Origin of the sequence: Amycolatopsis thermophila (genome assembly GCF_030814215.1) — a bacterium.
Lineage (GTDB): Bacteria > Actinomycetota > Actinomycetes > Mycobacteriales > Pseudonocardiaceae > Amycolatopsis_E > Amycolatopsis_E thermophila.
Genome location: NZ_JAUSUT010000001.1, coordinates 6943548 through 6961127, shown reverse-complemented (window position 1 = coordinate 6961127; position 17580 = coordinate 6943548). Strand labels below are relative to the sequence as shown.

Genomic DNA, 17580 nt, shown 5'->3' with positions numbered 1-17580 from the left:
CGTCGTTCATTTTGAGGATACTAATTAGCTGTCGGGGTTGAAAGCAATGCTCATACGGGAGGAGTGCGGTAATGGGGCCGTTCGGAGACGCGTCGACGATCACGCTGGGAGACGTGCTCCGGGAACACCGCCGCAGTCGAGGAGGGCTGACGGCGACGGTCGATCACGCCGTGCGCCTGTCCTACGCGGAGTTCGACCACCGGGTCAACAAGCTCGCCAACGCCCTCGCCGCGCACGGCGCCGGCCCGGGCGAGCGTGTCCTGTGGCTGGGGCAGAACTCGTTCCGGCTGCTGGAGCTGCTCGGCGCCTGCGCCAAGCTGGGCGCGGCGGTGATCCCGGTCAACTGGCGGCAGTCCGCCGACGAGCTCGCTTTCGTCATCGACGACGTCGCAGCTCGGGTGGTCGTCTGGCAGGACGCGGAGATCGGCGTGACCGTCCAGGCGGCCCGGGAGCAGTCCGCGAGCGCGGCCGGCTCACTGTGGGTTCGCCACGACGCCACCGGACCGGGCAGCTACGAAGAGTTCCTGGAGTCCGGGGACGCGACCGACCCGGGCGTCGACGTGGATCCCGCGAGCCCGGTGCTCGGCATCTACACCGCGGCGTTCGAGGGACGCCCGCACGCCGCGATGCTCTCGCACTGGTCCGCGCTGATCGAGGGCCTGGTCGTCGGGCGCATCGCGGAACTGAGCGATGCCACGGTGTTCCTCAACTCGGGGCCCATGTTCCACCTGGGCACGCTCATGACCACGCTGGCGACCCTCGTGCACGGCGGGACGAACGTCGTCGTCGCCCGGGTCGACCCCGAGGAGATGTGCGCGGTCATCGAAGCCGAACGCTGCAACCGGGCCTTCATCATGGCGCCCACCCTCGAGGCCATCCGCGAGATCAACGCCGGCGGCCGCTTCGACCTCACCAGCCTCTGGCCGGACCCGGACCCCGCCACCTGGACGATGTGCACGCCCAGCGCCAACCCGGCCACCGGGCGAGCAGGCGGCTACGGGCAGTCCGAGGTGTCCGGCCTCATCACCAGCTACGGGCTCGGCCGCAAGACCGACTCGATCTACGGCAGGCCCGCGCCGTTGAGCCAGGTGCGGATCGTCGACGACACCGGCGCGGACGTGCCCGACGGGGAGACCGGCGAGATCATCTGCCGGGGCCCGGTCGTCATGACCGGTTACCTCCACCGCGACGAACTCAACGCGCAGCGCCGGCGCGGTGGCTGGCACTACACCGGCGACCTGGGCAAGCGCGCCCCGGACGGGTCGATCCACTTCGTCGGGCCGAAGTTGCGGATGATCAAGTCCGCCTCGGAGAACATCTACCCGTTCGAGGTCGAACGCTGCCTCACCGCGCACCCCGGTGTCGCCGCGGCCTGCGTCATCGGGGTGCCGGACGAGCGCTGGACCCAGTCGGTCAAGGCCGTGGTCGTGCGAGCCGAGGGCAGCACCGTCACCGCCGAGGAGCTCGTCGAGCACTGCCGGTCGTCGATCGCCTCGTACAAGAAGCCCCGGGAGGTCGTGTTCGTCGGCTCGCTGCCGAAACAGGCCAACGGGCAGGTGGACCGCGACCGCGTCGACGCCGAGCACGGGGGCGGTGGCTATCCGGGACAGGTGTCCAGTGGCAGGCGGGACGTTCCGCTGCGCGCCGGCGCCCGGTGAACCGCATCAACGAGAGGAGCGAGGCGTGTCGGAGCTGACCGAGGTCGAGGTGCTGGGCAGGATCGACGGGTTCACCAACCCGGAGAGCGCGGAGATGCTGCCCGACGGGGAAACCATCGTCGTCTCGAACGCGGCGATCACGCTCGTGCCGGCCTTCCGCGGCGGCAAGGGACTGACCTACCGGCAGGGTGAGTCCTACGTCAGCACGGTCCGGTTCACCGGCAACGGCCTGGAACCGGTCGCCGAGCGGCTGATCGAGGGACTGACCGGAACCCTCGGCACGGACGTGCTGCGGCAGGGGACCGCCACCTATCCGGCCGGCACCGTGTTCGCCGCCTCCGGCGGCAAACCGATCACCGCGGACGGCGAGACCGTCCTGCCCGACGGTCCGGATGTCCGGCCGCAGGTGCTGGCCTACAACCCGCTGACGGGGGAGAAACTCCCGCCGCTGCCGCTGTGGCAGGGGTCGGTCGTCGCCGGCGCGTTCAACGCGTTCGAGCAGCCGAACGGCCTCGCCGTGGGCGCCAACGGCGACGTCTACGTGTCCGACATTCCCAACACCAACCCCGCCGGCGCGCTGCCGCCACCCGTGGACGCCGCGGTCTACCGCATCCCGCACTCCTCGCTCGACGCGATCGCGGCCGGCGACCCGGCCGCGGCGGGCACGATCCAGCGGGTGGTCATGATGCCGGGCTGGGTCAACGGCGTGACCGTGTCCCCGGCCGACGGTTCGGTGTGGGCGGTGAGCTGCGAGGCGCAGTGCCCGGTCGGCGGTGGGGCGTACCAGTTGCTGCCCGAGAACTTCGCGTCCGGCAAGCAGCCGGAGCCGCGCTTCCGTGACCTCGGCGGCCCGCCCGGCGGCTTCCTCGACGGCATTTCGGTGACCCGGCGCGGCGCGGTCGTCGTCAGCAACCCCGCCCTCGCCGAGATCTACCTGCTGCGCCCCGACGGCACCCGGACCCGGCTGGAGTTCGAGGGCTCGGACGGGATCGGCAGCCCCGCCGACATCAACGTCTGCTACCCCAAGGCGCTCGGCGGCGAGCCCGCGCTGCTCGTCCCCGACGTCAGTGCCCGCGGCGGCACCCACACCCTGACCCTGCTCGACCTGACTGGGCACTGAGAGATCCGGAGACCTTCGCGTGTTCACCATCCCCGAGAGCGTCCGGCCGATCCGGGACCGGGTGTCCCGGTTCATCGACGACCACCTGATTCCCGTCGAGCTCGAGCTCGGCCACGGCGGCCCGCCCGCCCGAACCCTGCTGAAGGAGATCGAAGAGAAGGCCAAGGCGGAGGGCCTCTACGCCATCGGCCATCCCGCGCACCTCGGCGGCGGCGGACTGTCCATGTTGGACTACGCCTACGTCAACGAGGTGATCGGCCGGTGCGAACCGGCCCAGCAGGCGCTGGGCACGGTCTCGCTCCAGACCGTCGTCATGCTCGACCCCGTGGCCACCGAGGAGCAGCGCGAGCGCTGGGTGCGGCCGGCCACGATGGGCGACCTGCGGATCGCCTTCGCGGTCACCGAGCCGGGGGTGGCGAGCGCGGACCCGACGGGGCTGCGGACCACGGCGCGGCTCGAGGGCGACGAGTGGGTGCTCAACGGGCGCAAGTGGTTCATCAGCGCCGCCGACCGGGCCGCCGTGACCATCGTGATGGCCAAGACCGATCCGGACGCGCCGCCGCACCGGCAGTTCAGCATGATCCTTGTGCCCACCGGCACCCCCGGGTACACGGTGGGTGAGGAGCTGCAGGTGATGGGCCTGCGCTCGGTGTTGTCCGGGCACTACGAGGTCGAACTGGACAACGTCCGGGTCCCGAAGGAGAACCTCATCGGCGGGCGCGGCGACGGCTTCGTGCTGGCGCAGCAGCGCCTCGGCCCGGGTCGCATCTACCACTGCATGCGCTGGCTGGGCGTCGCGCAGCGGGCCTTCGACTACCTGTGCGCCCGCGCGAACGAGCGCATGCTCGGCGGAGCGCCGCTCGGGGACAAGCAGTTCGTGCAGGAGTGGATCTTCGACTCCTACCACCAGATCGCCGCCAACCGCTACCTGGTGCTCGACGCGGCCGCCAAGGTCGATCGCGGTGAGCAGGCCCGCGTCGAACTGTCCGCCATCAAGGTGTCCTGCGCGAAGATGGTCAACGAGGTCCTGGACCGGGCGATGCAGGTCCACGGCGCCGAGGGGCTGACCGACCGGCTGCCGCTGGAACTGATGTTCCGCGAGGCGCGCTACGGACGGATCGTCGACGGGCCGGACGAGGCGCACAAGCAACGCGTCGCCCGCACGATCCTGCGTTCGTACCGCGAGGGCGACGGCTGGGACTTCGGCGCGCGGGGTGAATGACGTGGTGTCGGTGCGGCGCGCGATCGGCCTGACCATTCCCGTCGCGGGTGGTGGTCTCGCCGCCCTGCCAGACGTCGTCGCGAGCGCGGCGGACGCGGGGATCACCGAGGTCTGGTCCTCGGAGTCCAACGGCGCGGACGCCTTCACCCCGCTCGCCATCGCCGCCACGGCCGGGCGGCAGGTGCGGCTGGGCACCGGGGTCGCGGGATATCTGACCCGCGGTCCCGCGCTGCTCGCGCAGTCCGCCGCGGCGCTGGCCGAGCTCGCACCCGGGCGGACCGCGATCGGGATCGGGTCCTCGTCGTTTCCGATGGTGCAGGGGTGGAACGGGATCCCGTTCGACCGGCGTGTGGCGCGGGCTCGCGACACCGTGACGTTCCTGCGGCAGGCCTTCGCGGGCGGCACCGTGCGGGGCCCGTTCGAGACCATCACCACCCGCGGCTTCCGGCTGGCCCGGGTCCCCGGAGACCCGCCACCCGTGCTGCTGGCGGCGCTCGGGCCGCGCATGGTCGAGCTGGGCCTCGAGCAGGCCGACGGCGTCGTGGTCAACTGGCTGTCACCAGCCGATGTGGACGGTCTCCTCGGCGGACGGCGGGACCGGGAGGTCGTGTGCCGGATCATGGTCTGCCCGACCACCGACCCGCAGCGGTTGCGGGACGGCCTGCGACCGCTGTTCGCCGGATACCTGAGTGTGCCGACGTACGCGGCCTTCCAGCGCCGGCTCGGCCGAGGCGAGCTGCTCGAACCGATGTGGAGCGCCTGGGCGGCCGGCGACCGGGCGGAGGCGGCGCGGCGCGTGCCCGACGAGGTGATCGACGACCTCGTCGTGCACGGTGACCCCGCGGCCTGCCGGGATCGGCTGCGGTCCTATCTGGACGCCGGGGTGACCTCGGCAGTACTGGCGATCGTCGGGCCCGACGGTGGTCCGGCGGCGCCGTCGTGGCCGGAGCTCCGGGAGATGGTGGCCGGTCTGGCCGCGCCGGCGCGCGAGAACGTGGGGAGCAGCAGGTGAGTGGTCACACCACCGTCGGATCCGGGCAGCGCGAGGTCGGCCGGGACGAACTGCCCGTCCCGGCGCTGGAAGGGCACCTGTCGAAGGTTCTCGGCCGGCCGTTCCGGATGGACGCCGCCACGCGGCTGACCGCCGGCGCCTCCAACAAGATGTACGTCCTGCGCGACACCGGCGGCGAGGAGGTCATCCTACGCGTCCCGCCGCGGGTGAAGACGTCGAAGTCCGCGCACGACATCGGGCGCGAATACCGTGTGCTGCGTGCGCTGGACGGCACCGGTGTCCCCCACCCGGCCGCCTACGACCTGTGCACGGACACCAGTCTGCTCGGTGTGCCGTTCATGGTGGTGCAACGGGTGCGCGGGTTCCACCTCGAGCTGCCGCTGGACCCGCCCTACCCCCTGGACCCCGCCACCCTGCACACGCTGGTGATGTCCTATGTGGACACCCTCGCCGCGATCGGCGAGGTCGACTGGCGGGCCGCCGGGCTGGCGGACTTCGGCAGGCCGGACGGTTTCCTGTCCCGGCAGGTCGACCGGTGGCTGTCCCAGCTGGAGGGTTACCGCATCCGGCCACTGCCGCATCTGGAGCTGGTCACGTCGTGGTTGCGCGCCAACCAGCCGGCGGACCAGGCGCCCGGCCTGCTGCACGGGGACTACCAGTTCCTCAACGTGCTGTTCGCGCCCGAGCCGGGCGGCGGGGTGGCCGCGGTGGTCGACTGGGAACAGGCCACCATCGGCGACCCCCTCATCGACCTCGGCTGGGTGCTCGGGCTCTGGGCCGAGGCGGGGGAGCGCTCCGCCGTGTCCGGGGGCGCCCCGTGGATCACACAGGAGCCGGGCATGCCGTCCAGAGCCGAGATCCTCGACCGGTACGCGCGCACCTCCAGCCGTGATCTCGGCGCCGTCGGCTACTACCAGGTGCTGGCCCTGTTCAAGCTCGCCTGCATCCTCGAAGGCTCGTACGCCAAGGCGCTGCGGTCCGAAAGCGACATCGCCCGCCACCTGGAGTTCGGGGAGATGGTGCCCAGGTTGCTCGCCGACGCCGCCGCCATCGCGCGGGGCGAACGCCGCTAGCCGCCTCGACGGCATCTCACACACGTAGTAGCAGAGGAGTGGTGGCCGACGATGGCTATCGACGTGAACAAGGCGGTCGGCGCGAGCGCCGGCAGCGCGAAGACCACCTGGTCGGAGCGCGACGTGGTGCTCTACCAGCTCGGTCTGGGCGCGGGCGCGGACCCGTTGTCCGAGCGCGACCTGGCGTATGTGCTGGAGGACCGGTTGCGGGTTCTGCCCAGCTACGCGGTGATTCCCGGCTCCGAGGGGGTTCGCGGGCTGACGGACGTGCCGGGCCTGGAGTTCGACCACACGAAGATGCTGCACGGCGAGCACGAGATCGAGCTGTTCGAGCCGTTGCCCACGGCCGCGACGGTGTCCACCGAGGGCCGGGTCGCGGCGATCTACGACAAGGGCAGCGCCGCGCTGACCGTGCTGGAGGCCACGTCCACTTCGGAGGACGGCCGCCCGCTGTTCGTCAACAGGTTCTCGTTGTTCATGCGCGGAGCCGGCGGTTTCGGCGGGCCCAAGAGCCCGCCCGCCGAGGGCGGGCCGTTGCCGCAACGGGCACCGGACGTCGTGGCGCCGGTGCCGACCCTGCCGCAGCAGGCTTTGCTGTACCGGCTCAACGGGGACGTCAACCCCGTCCACAGCGATCCGCGGATCGCGGCGAAGGCGGGCTTCGACCGGCCCATCCTGCACGGCCTGTGCACCTTCGGGATCGTCTGCAAGGCCACGGTCGACGGGGTGCTCGACGGCGACACCGCACGGGTGCGCCGCTTCCGGGCCCGGTTCGCCGGGGTCGTCTTCCCCGGCGAGACGATCACCGTCCGCTGCTGGCGAGAGGGGACGATCGTGCGGGTTCTCGCCCGGGTCGAGGACCGCGACGCCGACGTGCTGACCAACGGCATCCTCGAGGTGACCGGGGAGGAGACGGCATGACCGCGAAAGCACCGGGCGAGGACGCCGAGCTCGCGGCCTACCGGGCCCGCGTGCGCGCGTGGCTGGCCGAGCACACACCCGCGGACTGGGCGGAGAAGCTGCCCTACGCCGACGAGGCCGAGGTACTCGAGTTCTACCGGACCTGGGCTCGCGAACTGCACTCCGCCGGCCTGCTCGTGCCGCAGTGGCCCGAGCGGTTCGGCGGTGCCGGAGCCGGGCTCGCCCAGCAGGTGGTCCTGCAGCAGGAGATGAGCCGGGCCGGGGCGCCGCGCCCGCGCTACCTCGCGATCTCGCTCGGGCACGCGGCGGCGACCCTCATGGAGCACGGCAGCCCCGAACAGCAGAAGCTCCTGGACGGGATCCTCGACGGCGATGTGTGGTGCCAGGGGTTCTCCGAACCGGGTGCGGGATCCGACCTTGCCTCGCTGCGCACCCGTGCGGTGCGCGAAGGCGACTACTACGTTGTGAACGGGCAGAAGATCTGGTCGAGCATGGGGCTCTACGCCCGCTGGGGCCTCCTGCTCGCCCGGACCGACCCGGACGCGCCGAAGCACCGGGGGATCAGCCTGTTCATCCTCGACATGCGGGCGCCCGGCGTCGAGGTCCGCCCGATCCGGCAGGCCACCGGCGCGCACGAGTTCGCCGAGGTGTTCCTCACCGACGTGCGGATCCCGGCCGCGATGCTGGTCGGCCAGGAGAACGAGGGCTGGCGACTGGCCCAGACCACCTTGGCCACGGAGCGCTACGCGCAGATGGTCGAGCTGCACGCCGGGCTGGAGGAACTGCTCGCCCTGCTGGTCCGGCAGGCCCGCACGTTGCGCGCCGCCGACGGCGGGCCGCTGGTGGAGGACTCGGAGTTCCGGCAGCGTCTGGCCGGCTTCGCCGGTGAGGTCGAGGTGCTGGGCCTGATCAACGACCGGGTGCTCGGGGACATCAGCGCGGGCCGTGACCCCGGCGCGCGGGGGTCGATCCTCAAGCTCTACTTCAGCCGGCTGCTCCAGCGGCTCACCGCCTTCGGGGTGCGCAGCAACGGTCTGGCGGCACACGTCGACCCGCAGCGCAAGAACGACCTCAGCTACACCTCCGGCGACTGGATGCTCGACCACATCAGGTCGTGGACCTGGACGATCGCCGCCGGAAGCAACGAGATCCAGCGCAACATCATCGGCGAGCGCGTGCTCGGCCTGCCCCGGGAGCCACGATGACCACCACACCTGAGGAACTGTCCGACCTGCGCGCGAGCCTGCGCGCGATGCTGGAACGGCGCTGCCCGTCGGAACGGGTCCGGGAGGTCGCCGAGTCGGCCCCTGGGGTCGACCTCGACCTGTGGACACTGCTGGCGCGGGACATGGGGGTCCCGGCGATGACCGTGCCCGAGGAGTCCGGCGGTATCGGTGCGGAGCCCGAGGCCGTCGCGGTCGTGGCCGAGGAACTGGGCAGGGCACTCGCGCCGGTTCCGTTCCTCGCCAGCGCCGTGCTCGCGACCACCGCCTTCGCCCAGGCGGGTGGTGCGCCCGTGGCGGCCGAGTGGCTGCCCCGGCTCGCGTTGGGGGCGATCGGAACGGTCGCCGTGACGGGCGCCGACGGTGTTCCCGGCGTCGACCGGCTGGACGTGCGGGCGACGGTGTCGGGTGAGCGGATCGTGCTCGACGGCACGGCCGGTTTCGTTCCCGATGCGGAGGTCGCCGAGGTGCTCGTGGTCGCCGCGCGGGGCGAGCACGGGCCGGTCGTCGCGGCCGTCGAGCCGGGCGCCGTCGTGGCGGAACCGGTGGTGGTGCACGATCGGACGCGCCGGCTGAGCACCGTGCGGCTGACCGCGGTTTCCGTGCCGCGCGCCGACGTGCTGGCCGAGGGTGGCTCCGCGGTGGCGTTGCTGGAGGCGGTGTACCGGCACGGCGCGGCGGCGCTGGCCGCCGACGCGGCAGGCGGCGCGCGCCGGGTGCACGAGATGGCGGTCCAGTACGCCAAGGACCGGGTGCAGTTCGACCGTCCCATCGGCTCGTTCCAGGCCGTGAAGCACAAGCTCGCGGACATGTACGTCCTCGTCGAGGGTGCGGCCGCCGCGGCCGGAGGCGCGGCGGAAGCCGCCGCCGCGGATGACGAGCGCGCGCTGGCGCTCACCGCGTCGTTCGCGCTCGAGGCTTACACCGAGGTCGCCGGGGACGCGATCCAGGTGCACGGCGGCATCGGCTACACGTGGGAGCACGACTGCCACCTGTTCTTCAAACGCGCCCAGCTGGACCAGGAACTCCTGGGTAGCGCCGCCTGGCTGCGGGCCAGGGCCGCCAAGGCGCTTATTGGGGTGGTGTGATCGCAGGGGGAGAGGACCACGGAGGAATGCACCGCCTTCCTCGGCGCACGGGCAGGACGGTCCAGCTGGAGCCGGAGGCCAGCCGGACGTGGGACCACGGCAAGCCGGTGGGACGTACCGACCGGTAACCCGCCCTCCGGCATCCGCGGACGACTTCTGGGGTGTCAATCACCGGGCGGCGGCATGCCGGCGCCCGGGCTGGACATCCGTGCGCGCATCGACGGGAGCCGATCGTCACCCGGTACGGCCGGGGCGGGATCGCGGACCCTGTCCGCGGAGCGCACGCGCGCGGCAACTTTGGTGAACCGGCTGCCCGAGGGCACGCACCCGGCACCCGTGCTCGACCTCGTATGGCACGTGTGCGACGCGGCGCCGCTCGCAGTCCGGGCGAGCAGGAGTGATGCTCGCCGCGGCCAATCTCGACGACGACCGTCGACCGTGCCCAGGGCGTCGTCGAGGAGTGCTCGCCCACCTGGATCGCGGAGTGGTCACCACGAGGAGCGCACGGGCGTCTTCAGCCGCGCGGCGGTCGTAAACCCTGGTCAGCCTCGAACGCGGCGCTGCATGCTCCACACCTGGGGAGCCCGCTCGAGCAGGACCGCGGCCCGTGGGGTGGGACGGGTCTCGTCGACCGCGCGGTAGGTCCGCGTCACCGCCCTGGTGAGGTCTCCGTCCGCGCCGGCAGCGGCGGCGAGCGCCAGGGCGGCCGGCAGCAGCTCGTCGCGGGGGACGACCTGCCAGGCGAAGCCCGCGGCCAGAGCTTGTTCGGCGCGCATCTCCTGGTTGAACAACGCGATCGCCGCGCCCGCGCCGCCGTGCAGGTGCCGGTCGAGCATTGCGAGGTGACCGCCGCCGGGGTGCACGCCGGCGCGGCCGAACCCGATCAGCCTCAGGTCGTCGGACACGATGCGCAGGTCGCAGGCGAGCGGCAGGTTCAGGCCGGCACCCACCAGTGTGCCGTTGACGGCGGCCAGGGTCGGGATCCTGGCCTCGCGCAGCCGCTCGAACAGCCCGTAGATCCGGCCGATGCCGGCGAAGTTCTCGTCCGCGAGCGGATCGGCGCCCACGCGCGTGAGCATGTCGAGGTCGGCGCCACTGCAGAAACTGGGCCCTGCCGAAGCGAGCACCAGGGCGGTCACCTCGGGGTCGGCCTCGGCCCGCTCCAGGCCGTCGACGACCGCGTCGGCGAACTCGGGGGTGAGGGCGTTGCGGTTCGGCGCGTCCAGCAGGACGAGCCCGCTGGTCCCCTCGCGGCGGTATTCGACTCCGGTGTCGCTCATGGTCCCGCCTCTCTCAGGCACCGAGCCAGTCGTCGAGCACCGCGGCGGTGTCGGCGCCGACTTCGGAGCACGGCCGGGCGCCCTGCCCCGGCCGCGTGCCACTGTCCATCCAGCGAATCGGGGACAGGACGTTGGGCACGGTGCCCCGCCAGTTCCGCTCGAGCAACCCCCGAGCCTCGGTGTGCGCGGATTCCGCCAGGTCGTCCGGTGTCTGGACGATCCCGCCGGGCACGTCCCAGTCGATGAAGCGCTGCAGCCACTCCTCGGCCGTGGCCGAGCGGAAGATCTTGTCGAGCTCGTCCCGCAGCGTCAGATCCCCGTAGTCCACGGCGTTCCCGCCGTCGGCGGACCAACGTTCCAGCAGGTCCTCGCGTCCCAGCCCGCGGCAGAACTGCTCGAAGAACTTCTGCTCGATCGCGCACAGGACGACGTCCCGGTCGTCCGACGAGCGGTAGATCGCGTACAGGGACCATTCGCCCATCTCGTTCGGCCGCGGCGCGTTGCGGGCGGCGCGGTAGGCGATCGCGGCGCGGCTCATCTCGGCCGCGGCATCCCAGCAGGAGATGTCGATCCAGGCGCCGCGGCCGGTGGTCCGCGCCGCGTAGAGAGCGGCGATGGTGGCGGTGGCGGCCGCGTTGGCCCCGCCCTCACCGCTGATGCTGGACACCGGTCCGCCGTCGGCGAAATGGGTGCGGTCGGAATCGCGTCGCACGATGGCCGTGCCGGCGAGGGCGTCCATGCTGTAGCCGTGCGAAGGAAGCGTCGACAGGGGACCAGTCTGGCCGAAGCCCGAAATCGAGCAGATGACGAGTTCGGGACGGCGGCGGCGCATCTCCGCGAAATCGATGCCCATCTCCAGGAACCGTCCGGGCTGGGACACCTCGACGATCGCGTCGGCCTTGTCGGCCAAGCGGAAGAAGGTCTCGCGGTCTTCGGTGCGACGCAAGTCGAGGGCGATGCTGCGCTTGCCCCGGTTGAGCGTCAGGTGGTGGAAGGACTGGTCGCCGTCCATCGGGGGGATCCGGCGCAGGTAGTCACCGCTGCCCGGCATCTCGACCTTCACGACCTCGGCGCCGAGGTCGGCGAGCACGCGGGTGGCGAGGTCGCCGGGGATCAGCTTGGCCAGGTCCAGCACGCGCACGCCGGCGAGTGGGAGATAGGCGCGGGAATCGTCGTCAGCCACGAGATGAGTATACTATAAATCGCATCGTGCGTGTCGAGTGAGGAGGTCGCCGTGGACGTGTCCGCCCGGATCGGCGAAGTGATGGCCCTGGATCCCGCGGTCCCCGTCGTGCAGTACGAGGGACGGTGGAGCACGTGGGGTGAGGTGCGCGCCATCGCCCAGGCGCTCGAGGAACGCCTCGCCGGCGTGCCGCGCTCCACGCCGATCGCGCTGATCACCCGCAACCGGCCCGGCGTCGTCGCCGCGATCCTGGGTCTGCTCGCTGCGCGGCGGCACTGCCTCACGATCAACGGCATGCACCCGGACACCGCTGTGCTGGACGAGCTGCGCCACCTGCGGCCGGTGACGGTGATCGCCTGCGCGGAGGACTGGAAGCGCGCGGGCCTCACCGAGGGCGTCGCCGAGATCGGCGCCACCGGACTGCGGATCGGCGACGATCTGTCCGGAGTGGACGAAGTCGTGGACCGTCCGGCCGGCTCGCCGCCGCCCGCGGAGGGCGAACCCGACGTCGCGATCAGCCTGCAGACGAGCGGCACCACCGGTCCGCCCAAGCGAATCGCGATGACCTACGCCAACATCGACGCCTCGGTCACCGGCGTGCTCAAGCACTACGGTTCGCCCGATCAAGAGCCGCCGGCCGCGTTGCGCCCGGGGGTGGCGGTCCAGATGCTCCCGCTGGGTCACACCAGCGCTCTGCTCGCGCTGTGCGTGATGGCCGTCGAGGGCAGGCGGATGGTGCTGCTGGACCGTTTCGAGCCCTGGGCGTGGGCGACCGCCGTGCGCGACCACAAGATCGCGGTGTCGGGTATGCCGCCCGCGGCGATCCGGATGGTGCTCGACGCCAAGATCCCGGCGGACTGGCTCACGTCCCTGCGTGCGGTGCGGGCCGGTACCGCCCCGCTGGACCAGGCGCTCGCCGACGAGTTCACCCGCACCTACGACATCCCGGTCATCCAGGCCTACGGGGCAACCGAATTCCAGGGCGTGGCCAGCTGGACGCTGCGCGACTACAAGAAGTTCGGTTCCGCCAAGCGGGGCAGTGTCGGGCGGGCGCACCCGGGCGTGGACCTGCGCGTCGTGTCGCCCGAGGACGGCACGCCGCTGCCCGTCGACACCACCGGTGTGCTGGAGGTGCGCTCGAAGCAGAGCGCCGGCGCCCGCACCGACGACTGGATCCGGACCAGCGACCTGGCCCGCATCGACGCGGACGGCTTCCTGTTCATCGAGGGGCGCACCGACGACGTCATCAACCGCGGAGGTTTCAAGGTCGACGCGTCCGAGGTCGCCGATGTGCTCACCGCGCACCCCGGGGTCGGGTCGGCCGTCGTGGTCGGGGCTCCGGACCGCCGCCTCGGCGCCGTCCCGGTCGCCCTGGTCACACCGTCGGGCGAGGCCGACCTCCCGTCGGAGGACGAACTGCGCGACTGGGTCCGCACCCGTCTGGAGGCCTACAAGGTCCCGGTGCGCGTGACCGCAGTGCCCGAGTTGCCGCGCAACGGCACCATGAAGGTCGGGGTGCGCGAGGTCCTGGAGCTCGTCGGCTGGGGAGGCGAGCGGGAGTGACGCCGACGGCAACCGGCCCGCGCCAAGCCTTCCTGTCGACCTGGGCGGCGGAGCGGCCGGACCGGCCGGCCGTCGTCATGACCGGGACCGGCGAGACCCTGACCTACCGGCAGCTGGACGAGCGGTCCAACCGCTTCGCCCACGCGCTGCGCGCCGCGGGCGCCACCCGCGGCACCCACATCGCCTACCTGCTGGACAACTCGCCCCGCGTCTTCGAAGTCGCCTGGGGCGCGTATCGCGCCGGCTGCTACTACACGCCCGTCAACACGCGCTTCACCGCCGACGAGGTCGCCTACGTCGTCCGGGACTCCGGTGCCGCAGTGCTGGTCGCCTCGGCGCGGTTCCGCGACGTCGCGGAGCAGGTCGCCGAGCGCGTGCCGGGGCTGCGGCTCTCGCTGGCCACCGGCGGTGACATCGACGGGTACGAGTCCTACGACGAGGTGCTGCGCCGGTTTCCGGCCACCCCAGTGGCCGACGAGTCACCCGGGTGTCGGATGCTCTACTCCTCCGGCACGACCGGAGCACCGAAGGGTGTCAAGCGGCCACTGCCGTCCGGTTCGCTCGGGGCCACCGACCCGTGGCTGACCACCCAGGCGCGGCTCTACGGGTGGACCGGTGACACCCGCTACCTCTGTCCCGCGCCGCTCTACCACGGTGCGGGCCTGTGGTGGACGACGGCCATGCACCGGCTCGGCGCGACCGCCTACGTGATGGAGAAGTTCGACGCACGGGCGTTCCTCGAAACCGTGCAGCGGCACCGGATCACCTCGACCCAGCTCGTGCCGACGATGTTCGTCCGGTTGCTGCGGCTGCCGGAGGACACGCGGAGGGGCTTCGACGTATCCAGCCTGACCTCGGCCATCCACGCCGCCGCGCCCTGCCCCGTCGAGGTGAAGGAGGCGATGATCGACTGGTGGGGGCCGATCGTGTTCGAGTACTTCGCCGCCACCGAGGGCAACGGGAGCACGTCCATCACCACCGGGGAATGGTTGCGGCACAAGGGTTCGGTCGGGAAGGCCGTCGTGGGGATCCCGCACGTCGTGGGCGCGGACGGAACCGAGCTGCCCCCGGGCGAGGTCGGGCTGGTCTACTTCGAGTCCACGACCGGTGAGGTGTTCGAGTACCACAACGACCCGGACAAGACCCGTGCCGCGCGGCTGGGCTCCTGGTCGACCACGGGAGACATGGGGTACCTGGACTCCGAGGGTTACCTGTACCTGACCGACCGCAGCTCGCACATGATCATCTCGGGCGGGGTCAACATCTACCCGCAGGAGGCGGAGAACGTCCTCGCCACCCACGAGGCGGTGGACGACGTCGCCGTGATCGGCGTCCCCGACCCCGAGTTCGGCGAGCAGGTCAAGGCCGTGGTGGTGCCCCGGCCCGGTGTGGCGGCCGGGCCGGACCTCGAGGCGGCGCTCGTGGCCTGGTGCCGGGACCGGCTGGCCCACTACAAGTGCCCGAAGTCCGTCGACTTCGTCGACGCGCTTCCCCGCGGGGACAACGGAAAGCTGTACAAGCTCCGGCTGCGCGAGGCGTACTGGGAGGGCCACTCCTCCGTGATTCGCTGAGCACGGCAGCCGAACACGCGGAGGTGGTTCCACGCAGCGGGGTGGAAGCGACCGTGCCGTAGTCACGCGCGTGGGACGGGACCGCGCATGTCGTGGCCCCTCGTAGTCCTGACCGCATCTCCAGTCGTCCTCGTGCGGACCCCGAGGACGACCGGGAACCGGTTGCCGGGGGCAACGTGACGGGGACGCATTGGGGACCAGCATCTCTTGACAGAGGCCTGGATCACAGTGAAAAGTATCCTTAATTAGTCGTAACCCCGAGGAGCGGCAATGGAGCAGCAGCGGGACGACAGCGACCCCGGTCCGGTCGGCACCGAACCGGACCGCTTGAAGGTGCTGGACATCGGGACACTGGTCGGCGGGCCGTTCGCCGCGGCGATCCTCGGCGACCTCGGCGCCGAGGTGATCAAGGTCGAACCGCCGGGGCGAGGTGATTTCATCCGCTCGATCGGGCACGGCAAGCCCGGCAACTCCTGGCACTGGCAGGTGCACGGGCGCAACAAGCGTTCGATCACGCTCGACCTGCGGCGCCCGGAGGGCCAGGCGGTGCTGCGCCGGCTGGCCGGCTGGGCGGACGTCCTGGTCGAGAACATGCGCCCGGGCACCATGTCGGGCTGGGGGCTGGGCTACCCGGACCTGTCCGCGATCAACCCGCGTCTGGTGTACCTCAGCGTGTCCGGGTGGGGGCAGACCGGGCCGTACCGGGAACAGCCGTCCTACGAGTTCGCGGCCGCCGCGTTCGCCGGGCTGACCTACGTGACCGGTTTCCCGGACCGTCCGCCGGTGCTCCCGGGTGTCGCGATCATGGACCACACCTCGGCGATGTTCGGCGTCATCGGCGTGCTGGAAGCGATCCGCCGCCGGGACGCCGCCGGCGCCTCCGGCCGTGGATCGCACATCGACGTCGCCCTCTACGAGCCGGCGATCCGCATGGCCAACGAGCTCATCGCCTCCTACAGCGTCACCGGGCGGCCGCACGAGCGCGAGGGCAGCATCCCGTCCGGCAGCGCGGATCCGCACATCTCCTACGGATACGTGTACGAGACCGCGGACCAGCGCTACATCGCCTGCTTCTCGTCCACGCGAGCGCAGTTCGAGCGTCTGGTGTCGTTGATCGGACGACCCGATTTCGCGACCGACTCCCGGCTTGCGACCGAGAAGCAGCGGCTGTACACCGGCTTCCCCATCGTGGACGAGGTGCTGCGCGCGTGGATCCGGGAGCGGAAACTGGACGAGGTGCTCGAGGCGCTCCGAAAGGCCGATGTGGCCTGTGCGGCGGTCAACGGGCCGGCCGAGATCATCGCCGACGAGCATGTGGTCGCCCGCGGCAACCTCGTCGAGCTCGACGACGGCGAGGGCGGGAAGACGGTGGTGCAGGCCCCCATCCCGCGGTTCGACGGCGAAGTGCCGCCGGTGCGGTGGCCGGCGCAGAAGCTCGGCGCCTCCAACGACGCCGTCTACCGCGGCCTGCTCGGCATGTCCGACGCGGAGATCGAGACGCTGCGTGATGCGGGAGTGATCTGAGGCGCGGCCGATTGCCGCATCACATGTCGATCGGGAATGCGCACCGCTCACGCCGTCGACGAGGGCGTGAGCGCGCTCCCTCATGCCCACTGGTCGCCTCCACGGGCGGGTCAGGAGGACAAGAAATGAGAGCCTACCGTCTGCGGCGACACGGCACGTCTGCTTCGCCGGTACGGGAAGACATCCCCGAGCCCGGCCCGCTCGGGACAACCGATGTCCGGGTGCGGATCAGGGCATGTTCGCTCAACTTCCGGGACCTCAAGGTCGCGCAGGGCGCCGCCTACGGGCCCGAGGTCGTGGAAGGCCTCGTGCCGTTGTCCGACGCCTCCGGTGAAGTGGTCGAGGTCGGATCCGAGGTCTGGGCGGTCGGCGTCGGCGACCGCGTCGCCCTGACGTTCAACCCGGACTGGGACGGCGGTGACTGGGAGGACACCCCGAGCGGCAGCGGGAGGGGTGGGCGCGCACCCGGCGTTCTCTGCGAAGAAGTGGTGGTCGGCCAGCGCGAGGTGGTCCGGCTGGCGCCGCACCTCACCTTCGAGGAAGGGGCGACGCTGCCGTGCGCGGCAGTGACCGCCTGGTCGGCGTTACGAGCCGGCCCAGCGCTGCTGCCGGGTGACACAGTGCTGACCCAGGGCACCGGGGGCGTGTCGCTTTTCGTCCTGCAGTTGGCAAAACTCTTCGGCGCCCGCGTGATCATCACCTCGTCGACCGAGAAAAAGCTCGCGCGCGCCGCGGAACTCGGCGCGGACTGGGGAATCAACTACCGGGAACACCGGAGCTGGCACGAGGCCGTACTGGCGGCGACGGGTGGCCGTGGCGCGGACCGGGTCGTCGACCTCGGCGGCCGGGACACGATCGAGCAGTCGATGCGGTCGGTCCGCTTGCGCGGCACGGTGTGCTTGGTCGGAGTGCTCAGCGGCGCGCCGAGCACCGGGGAGATCGCGCTGAACTCCCGGTTCCCCGACATCCACTCGATCAAGGTCGGTAGCCGCCAGGAATTCGACCGGCTGATGACGGCTGTGGGACATCACGGCCTGGCGCCGGTCATCGATCGTGTCTTCCCCTTCGACGAAGGGGAGGCGGCCTATTCATGGCTCCGCGAAGGAGGTCATTTCGGCAAGGTCGTGATCACGGTCGACTGA

Annotated in this window: 14 protein-coding genes; 12 read left to right on the top strand and 2 right to left on the bottom strand. The window is 71.4% G+C overall.

Annotated elements, in window-relative coordinates; genetic code table 11:
- The first annotated feature begins 71 nt into the window (after positions 1-71).
- The 8 genes from FB470_RS34005 to FB470_RS33970 are packed head-to-tail and all read left to right on the top strand — an operon-like array spanning position 72 to position 9317.
- The gene (locus FB470_RS34005) at positions 72-1658 is read left to right on the top strand and encodes an AMP-binding protein (protein WP_306998345.1); all 1587 of its coding nucleotides are present in this window, start codon (positions 72-74) and stop codon (positions 1656-1658) included.
- A gap of 25 nt (positions 1659-1683) precedes the next feature.
- Positions 1684-2778, top strand: a complete 1095-nt coding sequence (locus FB470_RS34000; RefSeq protein WP_306998343.1) for an SMP-30/gluconolactonase/LRE family protein — start codon at positions 1684-1686, stop codon at positions 2776-2778.
- 19 nt (positions 2779-2797) lie between these two features.
- Positions 2798-4000, top strand: coding sequence for an acyl-CoA dehydrogenase family protein (locus tag FB470_RS33995; RefSeq protein ID WP_306998341.1), 1203 nt, complete (start codon positions 2798-2800; stop codon positions 3998-4000).
- A 1-nt stretch (position 4001) separates the two neighbouring features.
- Positions 4002-5012 (top strand): LLM class F420-dependent oxidoreductase, encoded by a 1011-nt coding sequence (locus tag FB470_RS33990; RefSeq protein WP_306998339.1) that lies wholly within the window; start codon positions 4002-4004, stop codon positions 5010-5012.
- Positions 5009-6085, top strand: a complete 1077-nt coding sequence (locus FB470_RS33985; protein ID WP_306998337.1) for a phosphotransferase family protein — start codon at positions 5009-5011, stop codon at positions 6083-6085. The genes FB470_RS33990 and FB470_RS33985 overlap by 4 nt, the downstream gene beginning before the upstream one ends.
- A 51-nt stretch (positions 6086-6136) precedes the next feature.
- On the top strand, positions 6137-7006 hold the full coding sequence (locus FB470_RS33980) for a MaoC/PaaZ C-terminal domain-containing protein (RefSeq protein WP_306998335.1): 870 nt from the start codon (positions 6137-6139) through the stop codon (positions 7004-7006).
- Complete coding sequence (locus FB470_RS33975) at positions 7003-8211, top strand: acyl-CoA dehydrogenase family protein (RefSeq protein ID WP_306998332.1); 1209 nt, start codon at positions 7003-7005, stop codon at positions 8209-8211. The genes FB470_RS33980 and FB470_RS33975 overlap by 4 nt, the downstream gene beginning before the upstream one ends.
- Positions 8208-9317, top strand: coding sequence for an acyl-CoA dehydrogenase family protein (locus FB470_RS33970; RefSeq protein WP_306998330.1), 1110 nt, complete (start codon positions 8208-8210; stop codon positions 9315-9317). Before FB470_RS33975 ends, FB470_RS33970 begins: the two co-directional genes overlap by 4 nt.
- 542 nt (positions 9318-9859) lie before the next feature.
- On the opposite strand, the gene FB470_RS33965 is transcribed toward FB470_RS33970, so the two are convergent.
- Positions 9860-10597: an enoyl-CoA hydratase-related protein gene (locus tag FB470_RS33965; protein WP_306998328.1), complete on the bottom strand. Its 738-nt coding sequence runs from the start codon at positions 10595-10597 to the stop codon at positions 9860-9862.
- 13 nt (positions 10598-10610) lie between these two features.
- Positions 10611-11780, bottom strand: a complete 1170-nt coding sequence (locus FB470_RS33960) for a CaiB/BaiF CoA transferase family protein (protein WP_306998326.1) — start codon at positions 11778-11780, stop codon at positions 10611-10613.
- 51 nt (positions 11781-11831) lie between these two features.
- On the opposite strand from FB470_RS33960, the gene FB470_RS33955 reads away from it, so the two are divergent.
- The 4 genes from FB470_RS33955 to FB470_RS33940 all read left to right on the top strand — a co-directional run bounded on the left by FB470_RS33955 (position 11832) and on the right by FB470_RS33940 (position 17580).
- A complete protein-coding gene (locus FB470_RS33955; protein ID WP_306998325.1) occupies positions 11832-13343 on the top strand; it encodes a class I adenylate-forming enzyme family protein in 1512 nt (503 codons plus the stop codon).
- Positions 13340-14914 (top strand): acyl-CoA synthetase, encoded by a 1575-nt coding sequence (locus FB470_RS33950; RefSeq protein ID WP_306998323.1) that lies wholly within the window; start codon positions 13340-13342, stop codon positions 14912-14914. The genes FB470_RS33955 and FB470_RS33950 overlap by 4 nt, the downstream gene beginning before the upstream one ends.
- Before the next feature lie 270 nt (positions 14915-15184).
- Positions 15185-16438: a CaiB/BaiF CoA transferase family protein gene (locus FB470_RS33945; RefSeq protein ID WP_306998321.1), complete on the top strand. Its 1254-nt coding sequence runs from the start codon at positions 15185-15187 to the stop codon at positions 16436-16438.
- A gap of 23 nt (positions 16439-16461) precedes the next feature.
- Complete coding sequence (locus FB470_RS33940; RefSeq protein ID WP_306998319.1) at positions 16462-17580, top strand: zinc-dependent alcohol dehydrogenase family protein; 1119 nt, start codon at positions 16462-16464, stop codon at positions 17578-17580.

Excerpts from the sequence above, each read along its gene's own strand:
- FB470_RS34005 (WP_306998345.1), top strand. The coding sequence starts at position 72 with ATGGGGCCGTTCGGAGACGCGTCGACGATCACGCTGGGAGACGTGCTC.
- FB470_RS33970 (WP_306998330.1), top strand. The coding sequence starts at position 8,208 with ATGACCACCACACCTGAGGAACTGTCCGACCTGCGCGCGAGCCTGCGC.
- FB470_RS33940 (WP_306998319.1), top strand. The coding sequence starts at position 16,462 with ATGTCGATCGGGAATGCGCACCGCTCACGCCGTCGACGAGGGCGTGAG.
- FB470_RS33980 (WP_306998335.1), top strand. The coding sequence starts at position 6,137 with ATGGCTATCGACGTGAACAAGGCGGTCGGCGCGAGCGCCGGCAGCGCG.
- FB470_RS33975 (WP_306998332.1), top strand. The coding sequence starts at position 7,003 with ATGACCGCGAAAGCACCGGGCGAGGACGCCGAGCTCGCGGCCTACCGG.
- FB470_RS33945 (WP_306998321.1), top strand. The coding sequence starts at position 15,185 with ATGGAGCAGCAGCGGGACGACAGCGACCCCGGTCCGGTCGGCACCGAA.
- FB470_RS33965 (WP_306998328.1), bottom strand. The coding sequence starts at position 10,597 with ATGAGCGACACCGGAGTCGAATACCGCCGCGAGGGGACCAGCGGGCTC.